Annotated in this window: 25 protein-coding genes and 1 other annotated feature; of the genes, 6 read left to right on the forward strand and 19 right to left on the reverse strand. The window is 41.9% G+C overall.

The window, feature by feature from the left end; genetic code table 11:
- Positions 1-494 precede the first annotated feature (494 nt).
- Entirely contained in the window at positions 495-1088 is a 594-nt protein-coding gene (locus tag D9X91_RS14890; RefSeq protein WP_121681467.1) for a LysE family translocator, read from the reverse strand.
- Positions 1089-1130: 42 nt separating this feature from the next.
- Positions 1131-1377 (reverse strand) — a binding site (T-box leader).
- Between the two features lie 326 nt (positions 1378-1703).
- Between D9X91_RS14890 and D9X91_RS14895 the strand changes: the two genes are divergently transcribed.
- Positions 1704-2024, forward strand: coding sequence for a hypothetical protein (locus tag D9X91_RS14895; protein ID WP_121681429.1), 321 nt, complete (start codon positions 1704-1706; stop codon positions 2022-2024).
- A gap of 38 nt (positions 2025-2062) precedes the next feature.
- Here D9X91_RS14895 and D9X91_RS14900 read toward each other — a convergent pair whose 3' ends face one another.
- Positions 2063-2527: an NUDIX hydrolase gene (locus tag D9X91_RS14900; RefSeq protein ID WP_233569808.1), complete on the reverse strand. Its 465-nt coding sequence runs from the start codon at positions 2525-2527 to the stop codon at positions 2063-2065.
- Between the two features lie 448 nt (positions 2528-2975).
- Complete coding sequence (locus tag D9X91_RS14910; protein ID WP_121681432.1) at positions 2976-4433, reverse strand: DHA2 family efflux MFS transporter permease subunit; 1458 nt, start codon at positions 4431-4433, stop codon at positions 2976-2978.
- Positions 4434-4758: 325 nt separating this feature from the next.
- Between D9X91_RS14910 and D9X91_RS14915 the strand changes: the two genes are divergently transcribed.
- Positions 4759-5394, forward strand: a complete 636-nt coding sequence (locus D9X91_RS14915; protein WP_121681433.1) for a CPBP family intramembrane glutamic endopeptidase — start codon at positions 4759-4761, stop codon at positions 5392-5394.
- A gap of 77 nt (positions 5395-5471) precedes the next feature.
- Entirely contained in the window at positions 5472-6284 is an 813-nt protein-coding gene (locus D9X91_RS14920; RefSeq protein WP_121681434.1) for a methyl-accepting chemotaxis protein, read from the forward strand.
- A gap of 92 nt (positions 6285-6376) precedes the next feature.
- Here the strand turns inward: D9X91_RS14920 and D9X91_RS14925 are convergent, their stop codons facing one another.
- From D9X91_RS14925 to dnaN, 8 genes are all read right to left on the reverse strand, one after another.
- Positions 6377-6703, reverse strand: coding sequence for an ArsR/SmtB family transcription factor (locus D9X91_RS14925; RefSeq protein WP_121681435.1), 327 nt, complete (start codon positions 6701-6703; stop codon positions 6377-6379).
- Positions 6704-6705: 2 nt separating this feature from the next.
- Entirely contained in the window at positions 6706-7107 is a 402-nt protein-coding gene (locus tag D9X91_RS14930; RefSeq protein ID WP_233569809.1) for an SRPBCC family protein, read from the reverse strand.
- 12 nt (positions 7108-7119) lie between these two features.
- A complete protein-coding gene (locus D9X91_RS14935; RefSeq protein ID WP_121681437.1) occupies positions 7120-7494 on the reverse strand; it encodes a hypothetical protein in 375 nt (124 codons plus the stop codon).
- Between the two features lie 237 nt (positions 7495-7731).
- On the reverse strand, positions 7732-9300 hold the full coding sequence (lysS, locus tag D9X91_RS14940) for a lysine--tRNA ligase (RefSeq protein WP_121681438.1): 1569 nt from the start codon (positions 9298-9300) through the stop codon (positions 7732-7734).
- A gap of 405 nt (positions 9301-9705) precedes the next feature.
- Positions 9706-10923 carry an MFS transporter gene (locus D9X91_RS14950; RefSeq protein ID WP_233569810.1) on the reverse strand — a complete coding sequence of 406 codons (1218 nt, stop codon included), beginning with the start codon at positions 10921-10923 and terminating at the stop codon, positions 9706-9708.
- A gap of 16 nt (positions 10924-10939) precedes the next feature.
- Positions 10940-11983 (reverse strand): ArsR/SmtB family transcription factor, encoded by a 1044-nt coding sequence (locus D9X91_RS14955; protein ID WP_121681440.1) that lies wholly within the window; start codon positions 11981-11983, stop codon positions 10940-10942.
- Between the two features lie 255 nt (positions 11984-12238).
- Entirely contained in the window at positions 12239-12778 is a 540-nt protein-coding gene (locus D9X91_RS14960) for a hypothetical protein (protein ID WP_121681441.1), read from the reverse strand.
- A gap of 18 nt (positions 12779-12796) precedes the next feature.
- Positions 12797-13909, reverse strand: a complete 1113-nt coding sequence (dnaN, locus tag D9X91_RS14965; protein WP_158598339.1) for a DNA polymerase III subunit beta — start codon at positions 13907-13909, stop codon at positions 12797-12799.
- A gap of 165 nt (positions 13910-14074) precedes the next feature.
- Here dnaN and D9X91_RS14970 point away from each other — a divergent pair, with 165 nt between their 5' ends.
- Entirely contained in the window at positions 14075-15274 is a 1200-nt protein-coding gene (locus D9X91_RS14970) for a WD40/YVTN/BNR-like repeat-containing protein (RefSeq protein ID WP_121681443.1), read from the forward strand.
- A 238-nt stretch (positions 15275-15512) separates the two neighbouring features.
- The gene (locus D9X91_RS14980; RefSeq protein ID WP_121681445.1) at positions 15513-15803 is read left to right on the forward strand and encodes a hypothetical protein; all 291 of its coding nucleotides are present in this window, start codon (positions 15513-15515) and stop codon (positions 15801-15803) included.
- Positions 15804-15850: 47 nt separating this feature from the next.
- On the opposite strand, the gene D9X91_RS14985 is transcribed toward D9X91_RS14980, so the two are convergent.
- The 4 genes from D9X91_RS14985 to D9X91_RS15000 form a co-directional block, all read right to left on the reverse strand.
- Positions 15851-17152 carry a VPS10 domain-containing protein gene (locus D9X91_RS14985; protein ID WP_121681446.1) on the reverse strand — a complete coding sequence of 434 codons (1302 nt, stop codon included), beginning with the start codon at positions 17150-17152 and terminating at the stop codon, positions 15851-15853.
- Positions 17145-17669, reverse strand: a complete 525-nt coding sequence (locus D9X91_RS14990) for an RNA polymerase sigma factor (protein WP_121681447.1) — start codon at positions 17667-17669, stop codon at positions 17145-17147. The genes D9X91_RS14985 and D9X91_RS14990 overlap by 8 nt, the downstream gene beginning before the upstream one ends.
- Before the next feature lie 482 nt (positions 17670-18151).
- Positions 18152-18373 carry a hypothetical protein gene (locus D9X91_RS14995; protein ID WP_121681448.1) on the reverse strand — a complete coding sequence of 74 codons (222 nt, stop codon included), beginning with the start codon at positions 18371-18373 and terminating at the stop codon, positions 18152-18154.
- 21 nt (positions 18374-18394) lie between these two features.
- A complete protein-coding gene (locus tag D9X91_RS15000; RefSeq protein ID WP_121681449.1) occupies positions 18395-19243 on the reverse strand; it encodes an STAS domain-containing protein in 849 nt (282 codons plus the stop codon).
- Between the two features lie 293 nt (positions 19244-19536).
- Here D9X91_RS15000 and D9X91_RS15005 point away from each other — a divergent pair, with 293 nt between their 5' ends.
- Positions 19537-21594 carry a catalase gene (locus tag D9X91_RS15005; protein WP_121681450.1) on the forward strand — a complete coding sequence of 686 codons (2058 nt, stop codon included), beginning with the start codon at positions 19537-19539 and terminating at the stop codon, positions 21592-21594.
- Positions 21595-21673: 79 nt separating this feature from the next.
- Here the strand turns inward: D9X91_RS15005 and D9X91_RS15010 are convergent, their stop codons facing one another.
- The 4 genes from D9X91_RS15010 to D9X91_RS22910 all read right to left on the reverse strand — a co-directional run.
- A complete protein-coding gene (locus tag D9X91_RS15010) occupies positions 21674-22321 on the reverse strand; it encodes a hypothetical protein (RefSeq protein ID WP_121681451.1) in 648 nt (215 codons plus the stop codon).
- Positions 22314-22844, reverse strand: a complete 531-nt coding sequence (locus D9X91_RS15015; RefSeq protein WP_121681452.1) for a sigma-70 family RNA polymerase sigma factor — start codon at positions 22842-22844, stop codon at positions 22314-22316. Before D9X91_RS15015 ends, D9X91_RS15010 begins: the two co-directional genes overlap by 8 nt.
- Before the next feature lie 141 nt (positions 22845-22985).
- Entirely contained in the window at positions 22986-23444 is a 459-nt protein-coding gene (locus D9X91_RS15020; RefSeq protein ID WP_121681453.1) for an SRPBCC family protein, read from the reverse strand.
- The coding region (locus tag D9X91_RS22910; RefSeq protein WP_233569811.1) for an ArsR/SmtB family transcription factor at positions 23437-24019 on the reverse strand (583 nt) is incomplete at its 5' end. The genes D9X91_RS22910 and D9X91_RS15020, both read right to left, overlap by 8 nt.

The following is a 24019-nucleotide window of genomic DNA, read 5'->3' on the forward strand; positions in this document are numbered from 1 at the left end:
TGCATTGCAACAATTGGCGTATGGACATAAGTAAATAATAATTTTGATTTTCTTCAACACTCGGGTGCGATTCTCTATGTTTTTTAACTTTTATTACTCCAAAAGAGAACCCGTTAAGCTCATGGTGTCCGGTTTTTTAATGGATATCATCTTTTGGGGGCACCATTCAGCATGTTTGATTCATGTTTTTCTTACTTTACACACTGATCCGCCGGCATCAAAACGGGGTCTTGATGCCCGTTTTTCATGAACATCCACTTTTTCGGGCATCATTCAATCGATTTGATTCCTTTTTTCATGCTTTAAACATAGATTCGGGCGTCAAACCCGAACTTTGATGACCATTTTCTATATATTTCTTCTTTTTCAGGCATCAAACTGCCCTCTTGCTTCCCGTTTTCTCGCCATAAACATAGATTCGGGCTTCAAACAATTTGTCTACATCAATCTCTATAATGTAGTCACCAAATCATATCATCCGAGATTCAAGCCATCTACCATACCGCGAAAACTCCCAGCAGGATAATCGTCGCTCCTGCTAGTTTATTGACCCATCCTAGATATGGTGTAATTTTCTTCCTGAACACGCTGATTCCCACTGCAAGGATGAACCACCAGCTTGTTGCGCCCAAAAACACCCCACTGATCAATTCAATCGCAGTAAAAGTAGTTCCTGAGGTCTTGTCGAATCCAAGCCCAGTGAACATCGCCACAAAGTTCAGGATGGTGATTGGATTTGTGATCATTAACAGGAATGTAGAACCAAACATGCTCCATCGGCTGTCTCCCTTTAAATGTGCTGCGTTTTCCGGAAGTTTCTTCAGAAAGGTTTTAATTCCTATATACAGTAAAAAAAACGACCCAATGATTTTCAGCCACTCCTCCTGATTCAGTAACAATGCTGAAATCACGGAGAAACCGAATGCAGCGATGCTTGCATAAATGACATTGGCGGCAACAGCTCCAAAACCCGTCAGGAATCCTGCACTTCTACCTAACGCCAAAGTCCGGTGGATGCACAGCAGCCCGATCGGACCGACCGGTGCAGAAACCGAAAATCCCAATAAATAGCTCTTTACGAATAACATAAACAACATCCTCTCCAAGAAAAAAAACCTTCCATCCCTGTAAAAAGGGACGGAAGGTTGATTCATTTCCGCGGTGCCACCCAGATTGTCGTCATACGACCTCTATTATGAGTACAGTCATACCCACCCAGCTGTAACGGGCCGGATCCGTCTAATCCTACTATCGTAAATACAAGTTCGGTCAGCGACTCCAAGGTGTTTTTCATATATACCCTTCCACCAGGCTCCCACCTCCCCCGGCTCGCTATGGGTGACAGTATATACTACTTGTCCTTTTCTTTGTCTTTCTTGGGTTCTTTTCATAAAAATTAGCTTCAGTCAAACAAAAGTTAATCAAGAAAAATACTCATTTTAAAAACCTTTATTTATCAAAAATCTTACCATAATGCACTGGGATGTGGAATGAGTTTTCCAAAAATGCCGAATCAGATTCACAAACTGGAATATTAAGGATAAAATTAAAACAGAAATGAGGTGGGTCAATTCATTACAGGTACGTTTCGTCAATATTTTGTGTTATATTACTCTCTTTTACTTATCCTCGCGATTCTTTTTTTGTATTTTCATATTTATCCAACCGGCTGTACCTACGAGCTTAATGAGGATAAAAATCTTGTGATTTATTCAAATGGGGTATTTCATAAAGAGGTCCATTCAGTCAACGTTTCATCCTTAAAGGCCAGCAACAAATTGAACATTGCTTTATTAGGTGAGAACATCCATGACTTGCGAAGAAAATGGGAACTCCTCATCTTCCTCATCCCTCTATTCATTACCACTTTGTTTTGGCTTTTTAAGCCTGCAGACCGACCTTTAAATTCTACATTTTTTGCTACCTTGTTAAATATCCTGGTTGCAGGAGTGATTATTTTATTCATTTACGGGTTTTCACATCAGGCATACGGAGCATCCACTTATATCCATTCACTTAAGTAAAAAGATGCCGCCATCATTCAGTGGGGGCATCTTCCTTATTATTCAATAACCGGAGTCGCTTTTCCTTCCGCCCATTGGACAATGAAGGAGCGCTGGCGCGGATTCAGATTATCAGGAAGTTCTGTTGGCCGAAAAAATTTATGCTCTCTTGCTTCGCTTCCTTCCTGTTGGAGCGATCCAGTATACTCTTTTGCATGAAAAATAATTTGGACACTGTACATTTTGTCGCCATTGGGATATTGAACAAAACAACTATCCCCGGAATAGATTCCAAATAACTGAAGTGCTGAAGCCGTTAGTCCAGTTTCTTCATTTAATTCCCTAAGCGCAGTCCCTTCAAAGGTTTCACCCATTTCCATGACGCCGCCGGGAATGCCCCAGCAATCTTCATCTGCTCGATGCTGAAGCAGAATTTTGCCCTCATTTTCAAGAATGATCCCGCATCCTGCAGTGAATAGTGTTTCATTCCCTATCATTTTTCTCATTTGTTTAATGTAGTTCAATTGATTCCCTCCTAATTCCCAGTACTGTCTATTCGAGGTTCCATGGTTAAAATCCTTTTTTAAAATGAATTTCATTATTTTAAATAGCTCTTTTTGAAAAGTGTGCTGCTATTCATTAAAGATTGTGTAAGGTTGATTTTTCGCTCCAGGATACTCGCTTTCCGAGGGGCCTCACAGGATGTGAGGTCGTTGGATGTTGGCACACGACGTGCCGAACTTAATCGAACATCCGCCCAACCTCTCCTCCCTTCGTGTGGGATTTTTATCCCCCTCATGCCATCCCTCCTGATCGCCATTCAATCAAAATCGAATATATGCTGAAAACAGCAAAACATGCTTTAACACAACTTATAAAAAAACCCGAACAAATCCGAATTCTAATGAAAGATTTCGAATAATTGTTCGGGTTCTTCTTAGACTAAAACACTTTAGTCCCAGCCTCATGAAGTTATTCCGCTAGGTTTGGCGGGGTTTTCTTGAGGAAGAATGAAAGAAGTATTCCGACTATCGCAATGATCGTTGCAACGAAAAATGCACGGTCAATTCCGTGGATCATAGCGTCGGACATGATTTTTTGCTTTAATTGTGCGGCAGGGACTCCCTTATAGTCAGCCATGTTTGGATCGAAATTCTTGGTCGCATTGGACATGACCGTCACAAGTAATGCAGTCCCGATCGATCCTGCAACGGTACGCATTGTATTGTTCATCGCAGTCCCATGCGGAAGAAGCCTTTTTGGCAGCTGGTTCAATCCTGCTGTGGATACCGGCATCATCACCATGGAAATCCCCATCATCCGGATCGCATAAATGATCAAAATGAATGTGTATGAAGTGTCGACAGTTAGGTCTGTATATTGATACGTCGTAGCAGCAACAATCGACAGCCCCACTACCGCGAGCCAGCGTGCCCCGATTTTATCAAAGATCTTTCCAGCAATCGGAGACATGATTCCCATCACCACTGCCCCCGGCAGTAGAAGCAAACCTGATTCGAACGCCGAAAAGCCACGCATGCTCTGCATATATATAGGAAGCAGCAGCTCTGCTCCAAGCATCGCCATCATGACAATCATCGTTGTCGTAGAAGCAATCGCAAATATTCCGTGTTTAAATACCCTGAATTCCAAGATTGGTTGTTCCAATTTGAATTGTCTTAGGATGAATACAATAAGGGAAATGGCTCCGATAATGACGGACACGTAAACCTTTGCATCATCCCATCCATCGCTTCCGGCCGTACTGAGCCCGTATAATAATCCGCCAAAACCGATTGAAGATAATACAATCGACAGTACATCAATTGTAGGATTTGTTTGCTTCGTCACATTTTTTAATGCAAAAATACCAAAGATGATTGATCCGATTGCAATCGGCAAGATGACGAAGAAAGGCACACGCCATGTATAATGTTCAACGAGCCAGCCTGATAATGTTGGGCCGATCGCCGGTCCAAAGGCAATGACCAAACCAGCCATTCCCATGGCTGCTCCCCTTTTTTCTGGTGGGAATACCATCAATAACACCGTCTGCATGAGCGGCATCATGATTCCTGCGCCGCCAGCCTGGACGATCCTTCCTGTCAAAAGCACCGGGAAATTCGGTGCAAGCCCAGCAATCAGGGTCCCAGTTGTAAAAAGTCCCATGGCAATAAAAAAGAGCCTTCTTGTCGTAAATGTTCCTATCAAAAACGCTGTTACCGGAATCATAATCCCATTGACAAGCAAGAAACCGGTCATAAGCCATTGAGCAGTATTAGGCTCGATTTTCAAATCATCCATAATGGTAGGAAGTGCAGTATTCAATAAGGTTTGGTTTAAAATTGCAACAAAAGCACTGACTAATAATACAGCAACAATGGCAATTCTGTTATAATCTTCCTGTGGTTGTTGTTTCGCTTCAGCCATTTCTCACACTCCAAGTAAAATAATATTTATATCGTTTCATAGTTTAACCATCATCGAGCAAAACCGAAGGGTCAATCCGATATTTTGGAGTATAAATGACCAGACAGTCATTGTCAAACATTTAAATTTAATAAAACAACAAAATTCAAACGGTTGACATATCTTCTTAACCCATTATCCATAAGGAATCTAATCAGAAACCAAACCTGAAAGTGACCCATCGGTCAAATAATATTTTTTTACCAGCTACATACTTAGCCGGTACTCATCATATCAAGATAAATACTGTATTGTCATTTTAAAAGCTTGAACTCAAGGAGGAATAATGAAGAATTTCATTCTGTTATTAGGACCTGCAATCATGATCTTTATTGGTCTTCAGCTGTTTAATAGTGTTCGCATCACATTTTGTTTATTTTATGGCTGGCTCCTGGTCATTCCAATGTCGATAAAAATTACTATCTGCAAAGAAAAGAAAGTATCATTATCGTCATCGATAATACTTGGAACTGTAAGCGGCCTTCTTTGCGGAGCAGCGTTTCTTATTACGTGTTCTTTATTTTTGACGAAATTATTTGATCTGGAATCATTAAAATCGCAGCTCATTGAATGGAATTTTTCCGGTTCACATGTATTCTTGCTCGTATTCATATTGGTATTCATCAATCCTCTTTTGGAGGAAATGTATTGGAGAACTTTTATGCTGAACATGCTAAAAGAAACAATTGGGCCGGCAAAGTCCATATTGGTAACAGCTTTCTTTTATAGCCTTTACCATTTACTTTCGCTTATCCCCATGTTTGTGTGGCCATTTCCCATCGTTGCAGCGCTTCCTGTCTTCCTGGCAGGTGTATTATGGGGGATATTCAAAGAAAAAACCGGTACAAACACTGCGTCCATCATCAGTCATATTTTTGCTGACCTAGCCATTATGTTCGTCTATTTGCTTTTTATTCGCTGATTGAACCATCCAATATGTGAAAATTTCAAATAAATTACCGATAAATTAATTAATAGATATAATAAAGGGGTATTGACATGTCATCAAAATTACAAAGTATATTGAACACAGTGGATATTCTACAGAAAACGTTCCCGGAAGATGTTTGCATCATCGTAGCTGATACAGAAAATGTACTCACCATCCTTCAAGGCGATAAAATTAAACTGCCGGTCAATCCCGGCGATCATATCAGCAAGTATCGCGGTACTGTTACTGAAACAGCATTGCGAACGGGACAGAGGCAGTTTGAAGAGCGGGGGCCAGAGCTTTTCGGCTTTCCTTATATATCGAAAGCAGAGCCAATTTACGATAATGAGGAATTGACAGGAGTCATCAGCACCATTTCCAGTATGGAAAAATATGAAATGCTGCGCCAGGAAGCAATCGTCATTTCAGATACTGTAGAAAAAATGAGGGAAACGTCAGAGGAAGTTTCTATGGCGTCAAATGATGTGGCAGTTTCCATTCAAGAGCTGTCTGAGGAATCTTCCTCAATGTCGGAGGATATTAAACAAATCCAAGGCATCCTTCAATTTGTCCATGAGATAGCAACCCAATCCAATCTTCTTGGGATCAACGCAGCCATTGAGGCAGCTCGGGCAGGACAACACGGCCGAGGATTCAGTGTCGTTGCGGAGGAAATTCGAAAAATGGCCGTCAAATCAAAAGAATCTGCAGAAACGATCAAGAAGCAGCTGGAAAACATCCAACATGTCGTCAATCAAATGAACAGCACCATTCACCAAGTCGCTGCCTTCTCTGAAGAACATTCTGCCAGTATGCAGGAATTGAATACATCCTATGTCCAGTTGAGCAAAACCGCAGAAAAACTGAGGAAGCTAAACTAATTTCTCTTGAAACAACATATTTTACTGTTCTGATCCTGACACAACAGCCTCTATGCAAAAGGCTTGAGATCATAACATCTCAAGCCTCATAACTAATCTTCTTCATTTTCAACCAAATGTTTAAGTGCCGACAGTTTATTTTCCCAATAAAGCTCAAAATAGTCGAGCCATTTCTTCAATTCCTGCAAGGGTTCAGGAGTCAGACTATACTTCGTCTCCCTTCCAGTCTTCCTATCCTTTACCAGCCCTGCATCGGCCAGAATCCGGAGGTGCTTGGAAATAGCGGTCCGAGTTATCGGAAATTCGGCGGTAATGGCTTTCACTGACATTTCTTTTTCAACCAAGAGCATTAGCAGCTTTCTCCTTGTTGGATCCGCCACCGCTTGGAAGACATCGTGTTTCGCTTTTTCCGCTGACATCATTATCCCTCAATGAAGTCTTTTAACTTGCCAACGATTCCTGTCCATCCCTGATCCATGTTTACTCTTACAACCTTATGAGGTGCTCCGAATTCCGTTACCTTGTCGGCATCCCAGCCACCATGAATCAAAGTGAATTCCGTTTTTCCATCGACTTCCTTCAATTCAAATATGACGAACCAATCCTTGCCCCAGTCAAAAGATAGACCATTAGGCGGATCAACCATCGTTACTTTGCATGGGGACATACCGAATTGACCGGCGTTCAAATGAAATTCGTGGCCTTCAACCGGTTCAAAATCATTCGGCATGAACCATGCTTCCAAACCATTTGAGGTGGAGACGGCCTTCCATACCTTTTCTATCGGTGCATTGAATATCTCTGTCTTTCGAATGTGTTCCATTACCATTTCTCCCTACTTCTTAGATTTCACTTTTTCCTTATCCCTGAATCGAAGGGCTGACCACGTTTCATCTACCGCTACATTGCTAACTGGCCTAAAGATCGTCTCCTCCTGCATTTTTGCTGCAAGTATATCCCTGTTTAAGTCTGTTTCCATCTTAGAACTCTTCTTAGGAAAACTGATCCAAAAGAGAGCATCTTCATTGAGCATCGGCAAAACCTTTGGCAGCCATTCGGATAACTCATTGCTGTTTTTTACGAACAACTGCAGAAAGTCAACTTTGTGATTTGTTTCTTTCGACTCAATTCCAAGCTGATACCCTTCTGGAGCGTTCAATACAACTGCTTCTCCAGATTTGTAGCGAAGTTTTTTCACAAGCATTTCCATACATAAGTACTTCCCTTCAAAAAATATGGGCTCTCTTCGTAAAGATTGCTGCTTTTCATCAAAGGTTGCGTATAGTTGATGAGTTAAAAAATGCTAAAAACACAATCTTTGTGAAAACAGCCAAAATTAATTAGCAAATTGAATTTGAAACAACATAATAAGAAACCAAAAGGTGTCATAATTTATATCAAAAATTATATAACACCAATTGGTTTCATTTCAAGCATTATTTGATATTCAGCTGGTCGTATCGAAAGTTACTAGTTCGACTATTTTTTCTGCCCCTGCTGCACGGATCAGGATTGGCAGCCTGGGTCCGCTGTTCCGATTTAAAACGAGCTGATAGATGATTTGAAATAACCTCTTTTGCTCCTGCTTTTTTTGTTTTTGATTTTCTGCAGAGCATATATCATAAATCTCCCTCATTAAATCCTCTCCCGATTGAGCAGCCCCTTCCCGGACAATGTCAGCAAAGTGATGGAGCTGTGCTTTTTCTTTGTCAGTTAAAGTGTCAAAATACTTTTGGTAGGGTGCTTCATTGATGACATTCACATTCTCCTGGCGATAATGCTTGATCCAAAATTCGACTCTTTCGCTCACTTCTTTTAGCTGGTCCATTGTATACTGTTCCCCATTCTGCTGGAGCACTTCCTGGAGCAGATGTAAATTAAAGTCCACCAACGGCAGGATCCCAGCAAGTTGGCTGAAGGATGGTTCCTCACGATCAGAAGCTTCTCCTAGAACAAGCTCCAGCGCTTGGCGGATGACATCATCTTTTAGCGTGCCAGCGAGGAATGCTCTTTTATACCGCTCAAATTCAGTGTAATTACGAATCACATCTTCATCCAATCCTATGTGAAAGGCCGAATCAGGCTGGTATTTGGCGAATAGAAACAGGATCAGCTCAGGAGAATAAACGTTTAATAAGTCAGATGGGGTTAAGCTTATACCAGTGGAACTGGACATTTTTTTCTGACTTCCTTTTATATGAATGAAGTCATACGCAATATATGCTGGAGCCTTGTAATCAAATATCTCCTTGGCAATTTCCTTCGATACATTATAGCTGCCCGTCTGAGCGGAATGATCCCTTCCCCCCGGTTCGAACATCACCGATTCTTTTTGCCACCTCATCGGCCAATCGATTTTCCAATTCAATTTCAAGTCAAGGTCGGAAACAGCTTTTTCCGAATGGTGCCCGCAGCTGCATTCATAATGGATCGATTCTGCTGGTTGGTTGTATGCAATGATATTGGTATCGTCTTTGCGGCAAGCATCACAGTAAATGGCAACTGGATAATAGTTTTCCCTGTCTTCCTCGCAGGGTCCACCCGTTTTAAATTTCATAGTGATATCGTAAATATCCTTGCGTTTGTTCAATGCTGTTAAAATACTCTCATGATAACATCCACTCTCATACATTTTGTTCTGATAGATGAATTCCGCGTCGATTCCAAATGCTTTAACTGCATTTTCGAATTCTGTTTCGAAATGCGCAGCATACGATTTGTGGCAGCCATTCGGATCCGGAATCTTAGAATACGGCATTCCAATGTATTGTTCATGTGCCGGGTCAATATTCGCCGGCACTTTTCGTAAACGATCAAAATCGTCCCACGAAAAGATAAATCTCGTGTTCTTCCCGAGCATCTCAAGTGCCCTTACAACGAAATAACTCGTCACGACTTCCCTGAAATTCCCGATATGGACGGTTCCGGAAGGACTTATTCCAGAAGCGCATACAAAAGTTTCTGCATTTGGATGTTCTTCGATTAATTGCCCTGCCATTTTAAATGCCCAATGCATCTGATCACCTCATTGTTTAATGAATTTATTTGCAGCCAAATAAAAAAACTCCCACCCCCAAGATTTTCATCTTGAGGACGAGAGTTTTCACTTCGCGGTACCACCTCAGTTTGTCGATCTGTCACCAAATCAACCTCTTCAGGTACGGCAAATGTGAATTGCGATACCCTATCACTATAACGGGAGATCCCGTCGCAGCATCCCTGTAAAAACAGTTCCTTGCGAAGCTCAGAGGCTTTTTTCACCTAGCGCGCGTTCCCTCCTTCTCAGCTACCGGAGTTCTCTGAATCCCACTGCCGCACGGCTACTCTTCTCATCACAGCCAGTTCGTTCCATTTGTAATTTTTACTATCATAATCAGAAAATCAGAAGATGTCAAATATTTTTGAAACAAATCGTGGTCCATTAATCGATGCGTAATGACTTGTGTAGAAAGAAAAATGAAGCGATCGTCGAAATCGATCCCCCAATGATCATGACTGCATGTGTCCCGAAATGCTGGGCAATCAGTCCGGACACTAATGCAGCTGGAGGCATAAGGAGCCACGTCATGAATCTGCTCGTCGCCTGGACCCTCCCCAATAATTCTGCTGGCGTCAGCGACTGCCTCATCGTGGCAATGAAGGGATTTTTCACTGCTGCACAAATCATACCGACTACATTCCACGCCATCAGTGAAATAAACGTACTGCTCAACCCGAATATGATGATGGAAATTCCTCCGATCAGTGAGGAGGCAAACAAAACCTGCTGTACTTTAAAGAACCGATTGAAGAAACTGGTCATGAGAGCACCTGCAATCGCTCCCCCTCCACTAATGGATAGCAAAATCCCAACCTTTTCTGGGGTCAACTCCATTGTTTCTTTGAGATGAATGACAATCATCGTCACCAGCATCGTCGTTCCCACTACTGAAAAGAGCAGTGCCATATTTGTGTATAGGATAGGCTTCATCCTGCTCACAAAGATAAACCCTTCCTTCACTTCTGCCAAAAAATTCGCTGCAGCATCCTTTTTTCTATGAGTATGGATTTTCACAACTAGGACAGAGCAAAATGCCAGGATATAGCTGAAGGCATTCATAAGCAATGATACACCTGGATTGTAATAGCTGAGAATCAATCCTCCAAGTGCGGGTCCTATCAAGACTGCAGAATTGAATGCCCCAGTATTGATGGCGTTGACAGCTTGTATGTCTTCGGTCTGGACAAGATCAGGAATGGATGCAAATTGAGATGTGTGATAGATTTGGCTCAGCACTCCGATGACAAGGGCAGCCACAAAGAGCTCGGGCAATAACACGCGGTCCATTAGATAAAGAGTCCCCATGAGCCCCATAACGACTGCCCTGCCGAAATCACAAACTAGCAAGATCCTTTTTCGATTCCACCGGTCTGCCAGCACGCCCATTAATGGCTGTAATACAATCGGGAATCTTTCTACTGCAGCAATGACTCCCATGCTGAGTGGGGAACCCGATATTTTTAATACCATTATGGGAAGGGCGATGAGATATAATTGATCCCCTATGAATGAGATAATGTTCCCTCCCATAAAGACGAAGACCGGTACATTTTTTCGCAGCCTTGGAACTTGTGTCCTTTTTACCTCCAATTCAGCCAACTGTCACTCCTCCTCTTTAATTTTTCAAAAAGCGATCCATCTCCAATGGCGTGGCTTCAATCGTTTGGATGTTCAATTCATAATTGGATTTCTGCTCTCTAACGATCCTTGCTGATTTCAATAGCTTTAGATGATGGTGGATAGTGGATTTTCCAAGTGAAAGTTCAGCTGTCAGTTCCTTCAATGTCATTGGACCGTCCGCTAGCATTTTCACGATGCGTAGGCGGGTCTCATCCCCCAGTGCTTTGTATTTGTTTACGAGTTGGGAGCTTGGCTGATATCGGTCCCCTGAATCGATGCTTTCATCTGCAATCGGGTAATAAAAGACTTTTGTTCCTTCCAGGTCAGCTTCAATATTCCACGGTCTGTATATGTAGTGGGGAATCAACAAACACCTGTGGACACTCGGTTCCGCATGATATTGGATCCCGCCTGTCGCCCACTCAACCAATTCTTCCGGCTGTTTGGAATGAAGCATCTTTTTCTTGGATTCTGCATCTGTTCTTAAAATGCTGTCGATTGTATCTTCTTGTGGCATGATGAAATGTTGATGCCAGTCCTCCATCACCTCACATAAATGGGGTTTTAATTCATCGGTATCGGATGAACAGACGTATTCGATATAACTTGGAAAAAACGGGTTTTCCTTTGCTGCTTCCATCAGTCTTGTACGTGCTGATGAGTCTCCTTTTGCCGCACAGATCCGATCTTCCTGATGTGCTTGGCCAATAAACGGGATTATCTCAAGTTTAAATTTGTTTGCGGGCGAATCCATAATATACTTCTTAAATGACGGAATATCCGGGAAATCTCCTTGATGCAGTATTTGGAGGAGTGATTTCCATGTGTTATGTTTAGCGACTTTGTCAAGATTCTTCAATAATCTTTTCGGAAAGGTTTGTGTATGCTGTTTCCACTCGTGCTGAGGTTTATTCAATGTGTGCAGGAGTGGTTCGTTGGTGAAGGCTGCGATCCCAAAGGCGCATTCCCAAAGCAGTGATGACTTGATTTCGATATGATAGGTCTCCCGCTTCTTGCTTGTCATATGCAAAACTTTCATTTTCTCACCTCTTTAACTAAGTTACTAATATTCTATATTTTTAGAATTTAAAATTCAATATATTTCGAATTTTGTTCAGAAATAAAAATTGAGCCTATAAATTGGCTCAATACAGATAAAGAATCGAGAAAATTCTCATGGTTCCTTCTCATATTAATTTAATACTTTTGGAAAGTTTGCTGCGATTTATCAAAGGTTGTCTTTGATTGATTTCCGGAGATGGAAGCAGCAAGGTCTAGCACCTTAAAGAAAAACTCAATGACTATCTCTAAATTCGTTATATTCCCCCCACATCTTCTCAATCATATCGGAATCCCCAGTAAGTTCTTTGTACCAGTACACTCCATCTTCATCCAGGGATCCCTTCAATCCTTCCAGTTCTTCTTGAATAAAATCCACGTGTATTTGCAGCTCCGCCATTGTTGCTTTCATATCCAGTCCGTTATCGTATTCCTTTTGCATCATACGCATAAGTTCAACTACATGGTTCAGTTCGTCTACCATCATGTCTTGCATCTGCGGGTTCATGGATGAAGATCCAAATAGATGCGACAGTTCATAAATTTTATCGATTTCCCTTTCTTGAAGCTTCACATCATCATTGTCAATCAGTTCTTTAGCCCACTCATCGGGCAATTGCGGTTGCACGTTGAAAATCGTCTTATTCACTGCCGATTGATATTTCGACCCCTCTGATTCTTTGAATCTATTATTTTCTCGAAATAAATATAAATTCCATCCGAATGAGACAAGGAGCATTGCAATCATGACATATATAAACCATTTTTTTTTCACTTGATTCCTCCGTTGGTGTTATTTTGTACGTACAGACGATATCAGGGATAGCTGGTCATTGCCGGCAGTCGATTCAACTACGATGGGCTTGTTTTCTCCGTAGAATGATAATTTCAGCTGCGCATCTTGAATGCTTTTTACGGCTTCCAACATAAAGATAGAGTCAAAGGTAATGTCCAATTCCTTTTTACCTTGAATCTCATTCGGCATTATTTTTTGGACCATTTTCCCCAATTCATACGCGATGGTAGACAACTCAATCACCTCTCCATTGCATATTGATAATCTGACGTCATGATGTTTATGGTGATTGGATATGATATTCATCCGATCCAGAGCGTTTTCCAACGTCTTTCGATTAAGAGTGATTTCCGTCGAAATACCAGTAGGAATGAGACGGTCAATCTGTGGATAGCTGCCGGTGATTAAAAGGGAATACAGCTCAAAATCCGGGGTTTTAAACAAAATGAATGAGTCAGAAATCTGGATATTAACATTTCCGGCTTGTTTCGGTAAGAGTTTCAGCAATTTTGATAGACTGGCAGTTGGAATATTGGCCACTCTATTTAGATCACTTTCTATATCGATTTTTCTCATAGCCATCCGCTGTGAATCTGTGGCTGCACACGTCAATATCCGGTTTTTGAATCGCCAATGGCAGCCCGTCAATACAGGCCTTGCATCATTGATTGCTGCTGCAAAGCCAGTCTGCAAAATGATTTCCTTTAGCTTCTCAATTGTTAGAACCATTTCACTTCCAGCTTCCGAATCATGCAATTTCGGATATTCAGCTGGATCCATACCATGAAAAGTGGTCTCTACTTCTCCCGAGCGGACAACTATACTTCCACTGATGGATTTCACGTGAAGATCATTCTCCAGCTTCCTGACCAAGCCCACAAGAAACCTTGCCTCGAGTACGGTCGACCCCGTTTGAATGATGCTTACCGCAGGTCCCTTAATAATTTTTTTAATAATGCTTACTTGATTGCCCCCTGTAAGAATGATCTTGTCATCAAATACTTCCATTTTGATACCTTTTAAAATCGGGATGGTATCTTTCGTGCTCACTGCCAAACTTACATCCAGCAATGCAGCTAATATCAGGTTTCTATCAATAATAAATTCCATTTCATCCTCCAACTCTCTATCGATTCCTTTCGTTTCCATTTCGGCAAAACGTTTGAAAATCCTTCAAAATGTATCGAATGCTGTTGAGACTTAGCAGAGAATTCTGCTTATTCTATTACGAAAATTGTGGTAAAATTATCCTAAGAGAAGAATGGGGGGATGCCTATGCAGAGTAGGCGCATCGGACAATGGTTAACCTTTTTATTTGGCTGCAGTCTATTTTTTGTCCTCATCATTTTTATTTTTTTCCTAACGAAAGGACCGACTTTGAAAGATCTTCTTTTAAACTCACCTCATGAAGAACTCAACATGGAACATTCAATGACATCTTCCGCTTCAATACCTACACCTATAGAACATTCAGTAAATGCTGCAATGACCGAACCCATACAAATCGATGAATTTCGTTTTCTCCATGATAAGGACGGTTGGGCAAAAAGTAAAAATGATATTTGGGCGATAAGGGATGGTTATCTACAAAATGTATCACCGCCGCAGCTCCAATTAGATGAAGCTGAATTCAGCTTTGCTGCAACCAATCAACACACGGCCATCATTTATAAAGATGCTACACTCTTTACTACGACCACTTCAGGGGATGCATGGAATGCTTTTTCAATAAACGGCGATGCGGATAAAACGCCAAAAATACGGGCTTCCTTTATTAATCAGAAGGAAGGATGGGCACTTATCGGGCGGGGAAATACCGGCGGCCAGCACCCTTTTGATATTTATCACACGTTAAATGAAGGAAGGGAATGGGAGATCATTTACAGCTCAGATATCGAAAGTGCCGATCCCATCCCACTTCAAGCACTTCCTTATTCCATAACCTTTATCAACGAGAAAATCGGATTTATCACTGGCGGAACATTGAAAGAAGGTTCTCAAACCTTTTTTCGCACAGTGAACGGCGGGAGAACGTGGAAATCAATCGAGATCCATTATCCGAAGGGGTATGAACATGAAAATCCTGATATACAAGCCCCTGTCTTTTTCAATGGAACAGACGGGTTTGTCTATATCCGGTCCGGCAGCGAACTTTATCTTTTTCAAACGATGGATCAAGGGGCGCATTGGAAATCATTTAAGATATTATCCAACATTAATGATTTATTTTTCTTGAACGCTAAACAAGGATGGGCTGCTCAGCAGAATGATGTTGGAAGCCCCGCTACTGCGATCCTAAGGACAAGTGACGGCGGTAAGAGCTGGAAAAAAATTGGCCAGGCAGGATTTTCACTCTCCTCCCTTCATTTCACCTCCAATCAGGACGGCTGGGGCATGAATCTCGAGACGGGGCTGCCAATGAAAAGCCTAAACGGAGGCAAAGATTGGACTGACTTGATATTTAGCAGCAAATAACAGGCGTTTTGAAACGGGAGTCATTTTATGCTAAATGAAATTTTTGAATCGATCCTATTGATTTCCGGAATAATTTTGTTTGCAATTGGGCCCAAAAGGAAGTACGGCCTCATGATATACTTTGGGGTCTTATGCTTTGTGGTCTTTGGGCATTATTATCTCCATGACATCATCGCGGGATTGTTCGAAGGTTTTGAAAAGATGGATTAGTATTTTATAGAACAATGGGAGGCAGTGAATGTCCAATAAGTTAAACGTGTACGCATTCGCATTATCACTCATCTCTATCCTATTTCTTTTTCTCATCAGCTTTACCGGTATTTTTACCATCATCGACGGTATTTTACCTTTCCATCCATTAACCATCGTTTTAGTTATGGCGGTTATTTCCTTTTTTATTGGTATGATGGGGTTCACCGGCGCAAGGAGCTGGAAATCATACTTGCGGAGTATGTTTACTGTGTTGATCAGTCTCGGACTTTCCATCTTGCTGGTGATCATTTTAGGCATCGGAAATCTTTTAGGTTAAGCAAAAGCCTTCAAACTATTACGTTTGAAGGCTTTCTTTATTGTTAATTAGCTGTTGAGATTCGTCCATGTTGCTCCTGCATCTTTCGTTTGATAGACGTTTGTTTTTTGATCCTTTTCTGTAATCAAATAGCCTTCCTCTTCTGAGGTGAAGAACACCTGTTTGATATAGGATTCAGATTCAGGCAATGCTGTGTTCTTCCACGTCTTCCCGCCATCGGTTGTATGATACACTTCATCCGATGTGAAGGCCCAAGCTGTCTTATCATTTAATATATAAACATTATTTACATTGCCTTTTGCATCCAGTGGCTCATTCATCGGTTGCCAGCTTTCCCCTTGATCCCCTGTTTCGTATAAAACCATTTTTTGATCGATTCGCACCGGCATTATGCCGTGGCTGGCATCCAGGAAAGTCGGCTTATCGATGGCATTTTGCAGCTGTGGATTGACATTTGGATAATAATCCAATGTTTGTTGATCCCAGCTTTTCCCGCCATCTTTCGTGATGTCAATCTCAGTCCCGTCGTCAGGACCTGACGCAACTCCCATAAAACCAATTGAACCATTCACAAAAGTGATTCCAAACTTCATCCCTGAACTCAATTGGGAACTGACCTTCGTCCAGCTCCCCCCACCATCCTTAGTGGAATAAATCCTGTAACCCTGGCTTCCTGCTCCTGAGTCACCTTTTCCGAGCATCCACCCATGTTCACCATCGATGAACGAAAAATCGACGTCCGTGATCGTGTCATTCAACGATGAAGTGTTCCAAGTCGCGCCGTCATCCTTCGTACTGTAAATCTTCGTTTCAGTCGGTGAGATGACCTTCGCAATGATGGCCTGCTGTTTAGAAGGAAAAGCAGCTTTTTCAGACATGACTTTCTTGTCATCTGCCGCAAATCCCTCAGGCGTCGTTTCCTGCCACTTGCCATTGACCAAGTGAAATACGTGATCTGTACCGATGACCCAATTTTCATCTATCGGGCTGATAACAGCTGCCTGCAGGGAGGTCTTCTTGTTGAAGAGCTCCGCAATGGATTCCTTTTTTACTTGTGATGGCTTCTCGATTTTATGCTGTGGTGCATTTTTTTGTAGTTGTCCCGGCTGGTTGACGGTCGGTTCATGCAATACCAGGGATAAAAATAATGCTGCCGCCCCAACAAGCAATGCGCTGCTTCCGGTCCATGCCGCAATCGCCTTTACTTTCTTCTTTCTTGCCCTTGCTTCATGCTCTTTGCGGATCGCCTCCATGATGGATTCTTGTTTTTCCTTGCTTAATTTATACTTTTGTGGAAGCTGCTTGATTTCATGGATTAGTGCTTGATCTCGATCATTGAACTCATTCACTGAAAACGCCCCCCCCTTTTTCTAATGCCGACCGCAGAGCTTTGATGGCACGGTGATATGTAACGCTGACCTTGTTCTGTCTCCACCCTAATATTTCTGCCGTTTCCTCGACAGAAAAATCTTTCAATGCCCTTAAAAAGAGGACATCCTGATAACTTTGCTTCAAGGAGTGTATACCATTGATGATTTCAGAACGCTTTTCGGCGATTTCATATACTTCTTCCGGTGTGCGCGAATGGACGATTTCATCACCCGCAGCTTCCTGAAATAGGTTCAGCTTTCTCAAATGTCTTTGTTCCTTCCTTTTCATGTCCACTGCCACATTTCGTGTAATGCTGAAGAGCCAAGTCTTTGGACTGCTCTCGCCCCGGAAAGTATGGATCCCCTTTAATGCACGGATGAATACTTCCTGCAGCATATCCTCGACATCCGTAGATCCTACATAATATATGAGAAAGTTATAAATGTCCTGATTGTATTCATAAAACCATTCCTCGATCATTTCCATTGATGACATGTTCTGCCCCCCTCTTGGCGTACCTAATGATTAGACAGGATGATCCATTCAATTCTTTCACTATATTTTATTTTTTGTTAGCTTTATCATTTGTAATTTTTGTAAACTCCCTTTTCTCATTATAATCATCAGAGTTTGCCTCCATTGATTTATGGGTCGATTTTGGTAAATTTCCGCGGAAGGGTGCCCCTTTTCCGAGGGGCCTTACACGAAGTGAGGCCGTTCGATGTTCGCACACGAAATGCCGATCTTAATCGAACATCCGCCTCCTGAAATGAATTTCTCACATCAAAAAAGCCTTGCTCTATGCTTGAGCAAAGCTGGCAGTTTCGCTTAATAAAAAGTTTAAACTAAGGCCCTGAACGTATAGTCGGTTGCAATTCATCAAAGGATGAGTACGGGTTAATTTCCGCTGCAGGATCCTCGCTTTCCAAGGGGCGTTGGGGCCACTTTCAGCTCCAATCAAACGTTACGAACACAGCCTAAATAAAGCTGAAAATCACGGCAGCGAGGATAAAGAGGACCATCACTCCTGCAATGAAATATCCAATGATACGGATCCCCTTGGGCATTCCTGTGGAATTGATATATTCTAGTTTCAATGGTCCGCCTTCGATTTTTTGTAATTCCTCAAACGGCGTATATGTTTTGCTATCATCCTTATTTTGCTTCTTCGGAGGTTCGGTCTCGTGCAATTTTTTCACTTATTTTCCCCCTTGGCGATACTAAACTAATAAGGTTTTATTATTCAATGAAATAGCCTGTGCTAGCGTGGAAGTCGTCGTGATCTTTTCGAAGGATAATCCGAGTTGGACCGCGGTTTGAGCAATTTCAGGACGGATTCCGGACAGTGTAGTTTTGACACCGATCAGACTTAATGCATCAATCAGCTGAAATAGCTGGTGGGCGACCATTGTGTCAATCAGGATCACACCGGATAAATCAATGAAAAGATGGACGATTCCTTTCTCAGAACACTCTTTCAAAGTGTTTTCCAGAATCAACCTTGCCCTTGTCGTTTCGATATCGCCAACCAGAGGAAGAATGGCTGTATGATTGTTCAGTGCAATGACAGGTGAGCTTAACTCGTTGATCATCTCCTGTTGAGCTTGCAGCCTTGAATTTGAATATGCTTGCATTTCCTCGGTAAACCTGAGAATGGCCGTATCAAACGCCTTTATGATTACATCATTCCATAAATCGATTTCGCCTTGTGTAACAGATTCCTTATTTAATTCCACATATTCATTTATAAAGTTGAAATACTGATCCCTCACACGCAGGAATTCCCTGATGATAAAATGGATCGGCGTATTTAAATGTTCCTCATCCCTTGCCACTTCAAGGATCCATTTATCAAAGTGTTCCATGAAAGCTTGTTTATCTTTAATGAATACTTCACAAAGATGTTTATGAAAATCAAAATTTTGTTGTTTCAACCCCTTTATGACATTTGGATCCTTAGAAGCATAAACTCCAGTTGGATCTGACTTATCGAGTGAATCATACCACTCATCAGTCAATCTTTGGGCTTTGTCTAACAAAAAATGATACAAATTTGTATTGCGATGCATTACTGCTTCCCCCTAGCTTTACATATAAAAGATATTACTTATCAGTATATAAGAAATATTTTTTATTTTCATCAAAAAGCAATTCTCTTCATCTTATTTTGTATAATTTTTTTCAAATGATATTGTAAAACTTCAGTAAATTGCGACAAAGGAGTTTAATAGCTTTCTGTTTCGGTTAAACCTTTACATATATCGTTCATTAATTTTCATCAATAGTTTTCCAAGGTTGATTTTCGTTGAAGGGTGCTCGCTATCCAGGGCATAACGAATACATAGCAAGGAGGAATGGAAGCATGAATGACAAACGAAAAAACCCAAAAGATCAGCAATTGGAGGAATATCGAGTCGATGATTCAGGAAAAAAATTAACGACTAACCACGGATTGAAGGTATCTGATACGGAGCACTCCTTGAAAGCAGGAGATCGCGGACCGACGTTGATGGAGGATTTCCACTTCCGTGAAAAAATGACTCACTTCGACCATGAACGGATTCCAGAAAGGATCGTCCATGCGCGGGGCTACGGTGCACATGGAGAATTCGAAGTTTATGAATCTATGAAAGAATTTACAAAAGCAAAATTCTTGAATGATCCTGAAGTGAAAACCCCTGTCTTTGTAAGGTTTTCCACCGTTGCCGGTTCACGTGGCTCCGGTGATACCGTTCGTGATGCCCGGGGCTTTGCAACAAAATTTTATACAGAAGAAGGGAATTATGACCTTGTCGGAAATAACATTCCGGTCTTTTTCATCCAGGATGCCATCAAATTCCCGGATTTAATCCATGCTGTGAAACCAGAGCCGCATAATGAGATGCCTCAAGCGGCATCAGCGCATGATACATTCTGGGATTTCGTTGCCAACAATACAGAATCTGCGCACATGGTCATGTGGGCGATGTCAGACCGCGGAATTCCAAGGAGCTATCGGATGATGGAAGGATTCGGTGTCCATACATACCGTTTCGTCAATGACAAAGGTGAGGCACATTTTGTCAAATTCCACTGGAAGCCGAAACTTGGCGTTCATTCCCTCGTTTGGGACGAGGCACAAAAGATTGCCGGAAAAGATCCTGATTTTCATCGGAGAGATCTCTGGGAATCTATTGAGAACGGCGACTATCCGGAATATGAGCTTGGCGTCCAATTGATCAAGGAAGAAGACGAATTCAAATATGATTTCGATGTTTTGGATCCGACAAAGCTTTGGCCAGAGGAATTGGTGCCTGTGAAGATCATCGGAAAAATGACGCTCAACCGCAATCAAGATAATGTATTTGCGGAAACAGAGCAAGTAGCTTTCCATCCTGGCCATGTCGTCCCCGGAATAGATTTCACAAACGACCCGCTATTACAGGGACGCCTTTTCTCTTACACTGATACACAGCTCATTCGCCTTGGCGGGCCGAATTTCCATGAGATTCCGATCAACCGCCCTGTATGCCCGTTCCATAACAACCAGCGCGACGGCTATCACAGAACGACCGTCAATACAGGTCAGGTAGCCTATTACCAGAACTCGCTGCAAAATAACGAACCTGCCCCAGCTGCAGAAGAAGATGGGGGGTATGTCCATTATCAAGAAAAAGTGGACGGCAACAAGGTGAGGAAAAGAAGTGAGAGCTTTGAGGACCATTACTCTCAAGCAAAGCTGTTCTGGAACAGCATGTCTGATGTAGAACAGCAGCATATCATCAAAGCCTTCCGTTTTGAACTTGGCAAAGTCAAAAGCAAAGAAGTCCAGCAGCAGGTCGTCAACATGTTCAGCAATGTCTGTACGTATTTGGCAGGTGAAGTCGCGAAAGGGATCGGTGCAAAAGTTCCGGATCATGCAGAAGGCTCTCCTGAAGAACGATCTTCCCAGGCATTGAGTCAAATGAATACAATGAAGTCCCCTGCCACAAGGAAATTGGCCATCTTGGCAATGGATGGTTTTGACTACGAAGCAGTCCAAAAAGTGATGGATACGTTGAAGGCTTCCGGGGCGATGCCGGAAATCATCAGCGGATCGCTTGGATCGATCAAAAGCAAGGACGGCAACGAATTGGATGTGGATAATACATTCCTCACCGTTGACTCAGTCCTATATGATGCGGTTTATGTACCCGGTGGGAAAGAAAATGTGGAAGGTCTGAAAAAAGAACGCGAAGCCGTAAGCTTCATTCAGGAAGCGTATAGCCATTTCAAGGCAGTAGCCGCTTCCACTGAGGGAACGGAATTGTTCTCTACCATCGGTGTCGACTCAAATGAAGCAGGCATCATCACGACCGACGAAAATACAAAATTTGATTCATTCTCTGAACAGCTGCTAGAAGCCATCACGGAACACCGCCACTGGAACCGTTCTATATAGTTTATTCAAGCTGCCGGGTATGAACCGGCAGCTTTTGATTTAACAAAGTTACCAGTAAACAACCAAAAGATCATACTTATCATTGTTCAATGGTTTGAACTGAACCATCTTTTTTGAAGAAGTTGATGATCACCTTATTTTCCTTTCCTTGTACATAAGCAAGTGTAGCAATTTGTATTTCAGCGTCTTCATTCCAATTCAAACTTAGTTCGATTCCTATATGTCTCTCTTTTAAATTTCCAACATCAATATCTCCTGACGGAAGATTGCTGTTGCCTTTGGAATTTTCCGCCTTGAAGAATTGATAAGTCCACCCTTCTAACGGCTCTCCTTCTGGATTTTGCACTTTCTCTTTTATTGTTGGTTTGCCGAATTCCTTCTCAGCTTCCTCCTTGGTCATTTTCATGCTCAGCTTTCTTTTGATTTGTTCTGCTTTTTCCAAGATTAATTTATCGCTTATATCGGCTGATTGAAGCCTGGAGTGGTTTGAAGCTGGAGCTTTCAAAGTATGGTGCAAATGGAACACGTAATCAGATTCCGGCAGAAATAGAAGAAATAATAAGCACACCATGATGATCGCGGCTGGATAGCGGAAACCTCTATTCCGTTTATCATGAATCGAATCGTTGAAAATGGATTTAAGGATCTTTTGTTCCTCCTTTTTAGTAAAAACGGGATTATCACTAATATAATGATGCAAATACTTCCTAAACTCTTTTTTATTCAAGGCGGAACCCTCCCAGCTTGGAATGCAACTGCTTTTTCGCCCTTGAAATTCTGCTTTTTACAGTGGATGGCTTACATTGGAGCAATTCGCTTATTTCGGTTGTATTCAGCCCTTTATAATAGTAAAGAATGATGACTTCGCGATATTTTACCGGCAGCTTAAATACAGCATTGCCGAGCTTTTCGTTTTCAAAACGGGTAAAGTAGCGTCGTTCTGTTGATATATCCGAATAGCTGGAAGGAAACAAATTTGTTAGGGACAACATGCGATTGCCCCATGACTTCAAGTAATCCTTTGATTTATTGATCGCAATCCGATAAATCCACGTTTTCAGTGATGACTGTTCCTGAAATGTATCCCGTTTTAAATACACGGTGATAAATACATCCTGTGTCAAATCCTCAGCTGTATTCCACTCCTTCACATAGGTAAAGATGAGTCTCTTTATCTCTTCTCCATATTTTTTTATAAGATCACTCATCATTTCGCTTTCGGATTGTTTCCGATTGTGCTCCCCCTGCACATTGACCACCTAATTCTATTTTTATTTATTTTATGAAAGTTTTGTTATTAGACGATTGAATTTGGAAAAAGGATGCATGATTCTCAAAAGAATCTCGATGTTGGAGGAAAATCTACAAAAAAAAACGCCAAATGGCGCTTTTTATACTTCAACAGCCGGAAGGGTCTTTCCTGTTTCCAGCAAGGATTTCAAATTGCTTATGATGGCCGGCCAGCCGTTATTGGCCCCATAAAAAGTTGATGTATCGGCGACAATATCTGAGTCGGCCAATTTTTCATGCTTCAACGTCAATTTAACAGTATCCTTCATTTCCACCAATTCAAATGTGACAAGCGTTGGTTCTTCCCTCTCCAACGGGTCGTCTACATGATTCCATGTAAAAGAAAGCAGTTTGTTTTCCTCAGAGGCCAGGACGGTTCCATAAACATCTACCTCATTCGACGGCCTGTAATAAGTCACCTTTGACCCTTCTTTCCAATCTGATTCAACCTTGCTCCCAAAGAAATATTTTTCAGTAAACTCTCCGGAAGTCAGCGCTTTCCAAACGTTTTCAGGTGTAGCGGCAATGTAAGTGGCGTAATAAAAAGTGTTATTATTCATCCTTCTCCCCCTCAAGCGAACTTTTCAATTCTTGTAAAACAGCAACACGATGTTGATCATATTTGCTCAGCCAACGATCGTAAATCTGAGCAATCGGTTCTGCATTCAAATAGTGAACCTTCGTACGCCCCTTCCATTCAACGATAATGAGTCCCGCTTCTTCCAACAAATAAAGATGCTTCGTCACCGCCTGCCGACTCATCTCCAAGTGCCCGCAAAGCTCATTCAACGTTTGCCCATTCTGTTGATACAACCGATCAAGCAGCTGTCTGCGTGTTTTATCTGCCAAGGCTTTAAATATTTTATCCATAATATGATTATATGCAACTTCTTGGTTGCATGTAAAGCGGAATTTAATTGTGAAATTTTTTTTATCACGAAATCCTCTTTTGAAGGACATCAGACCTCCATTCTGGTTCCCTTTATCACCGATTTCTCTTCCGAAGGGCATCAGATCCCCTTTCTGGTTCCCTTTATCACGGAATCCACTTCTGACGGGCATCAGATCCCCTTTCTGATTCCCTTTATCACAGAATTTTCTTCCGATGGGCATCAGATCCCCTTTCTGATTCCCT

Source organism: Falsibacillus albus, from assembly GCF_003668575.1.
Classification (GTDB): Bacteria; Bacillota; Bacilli; order Bacillales; family DSM-25281; genus Falsibacillus; species Falsibacillus albus.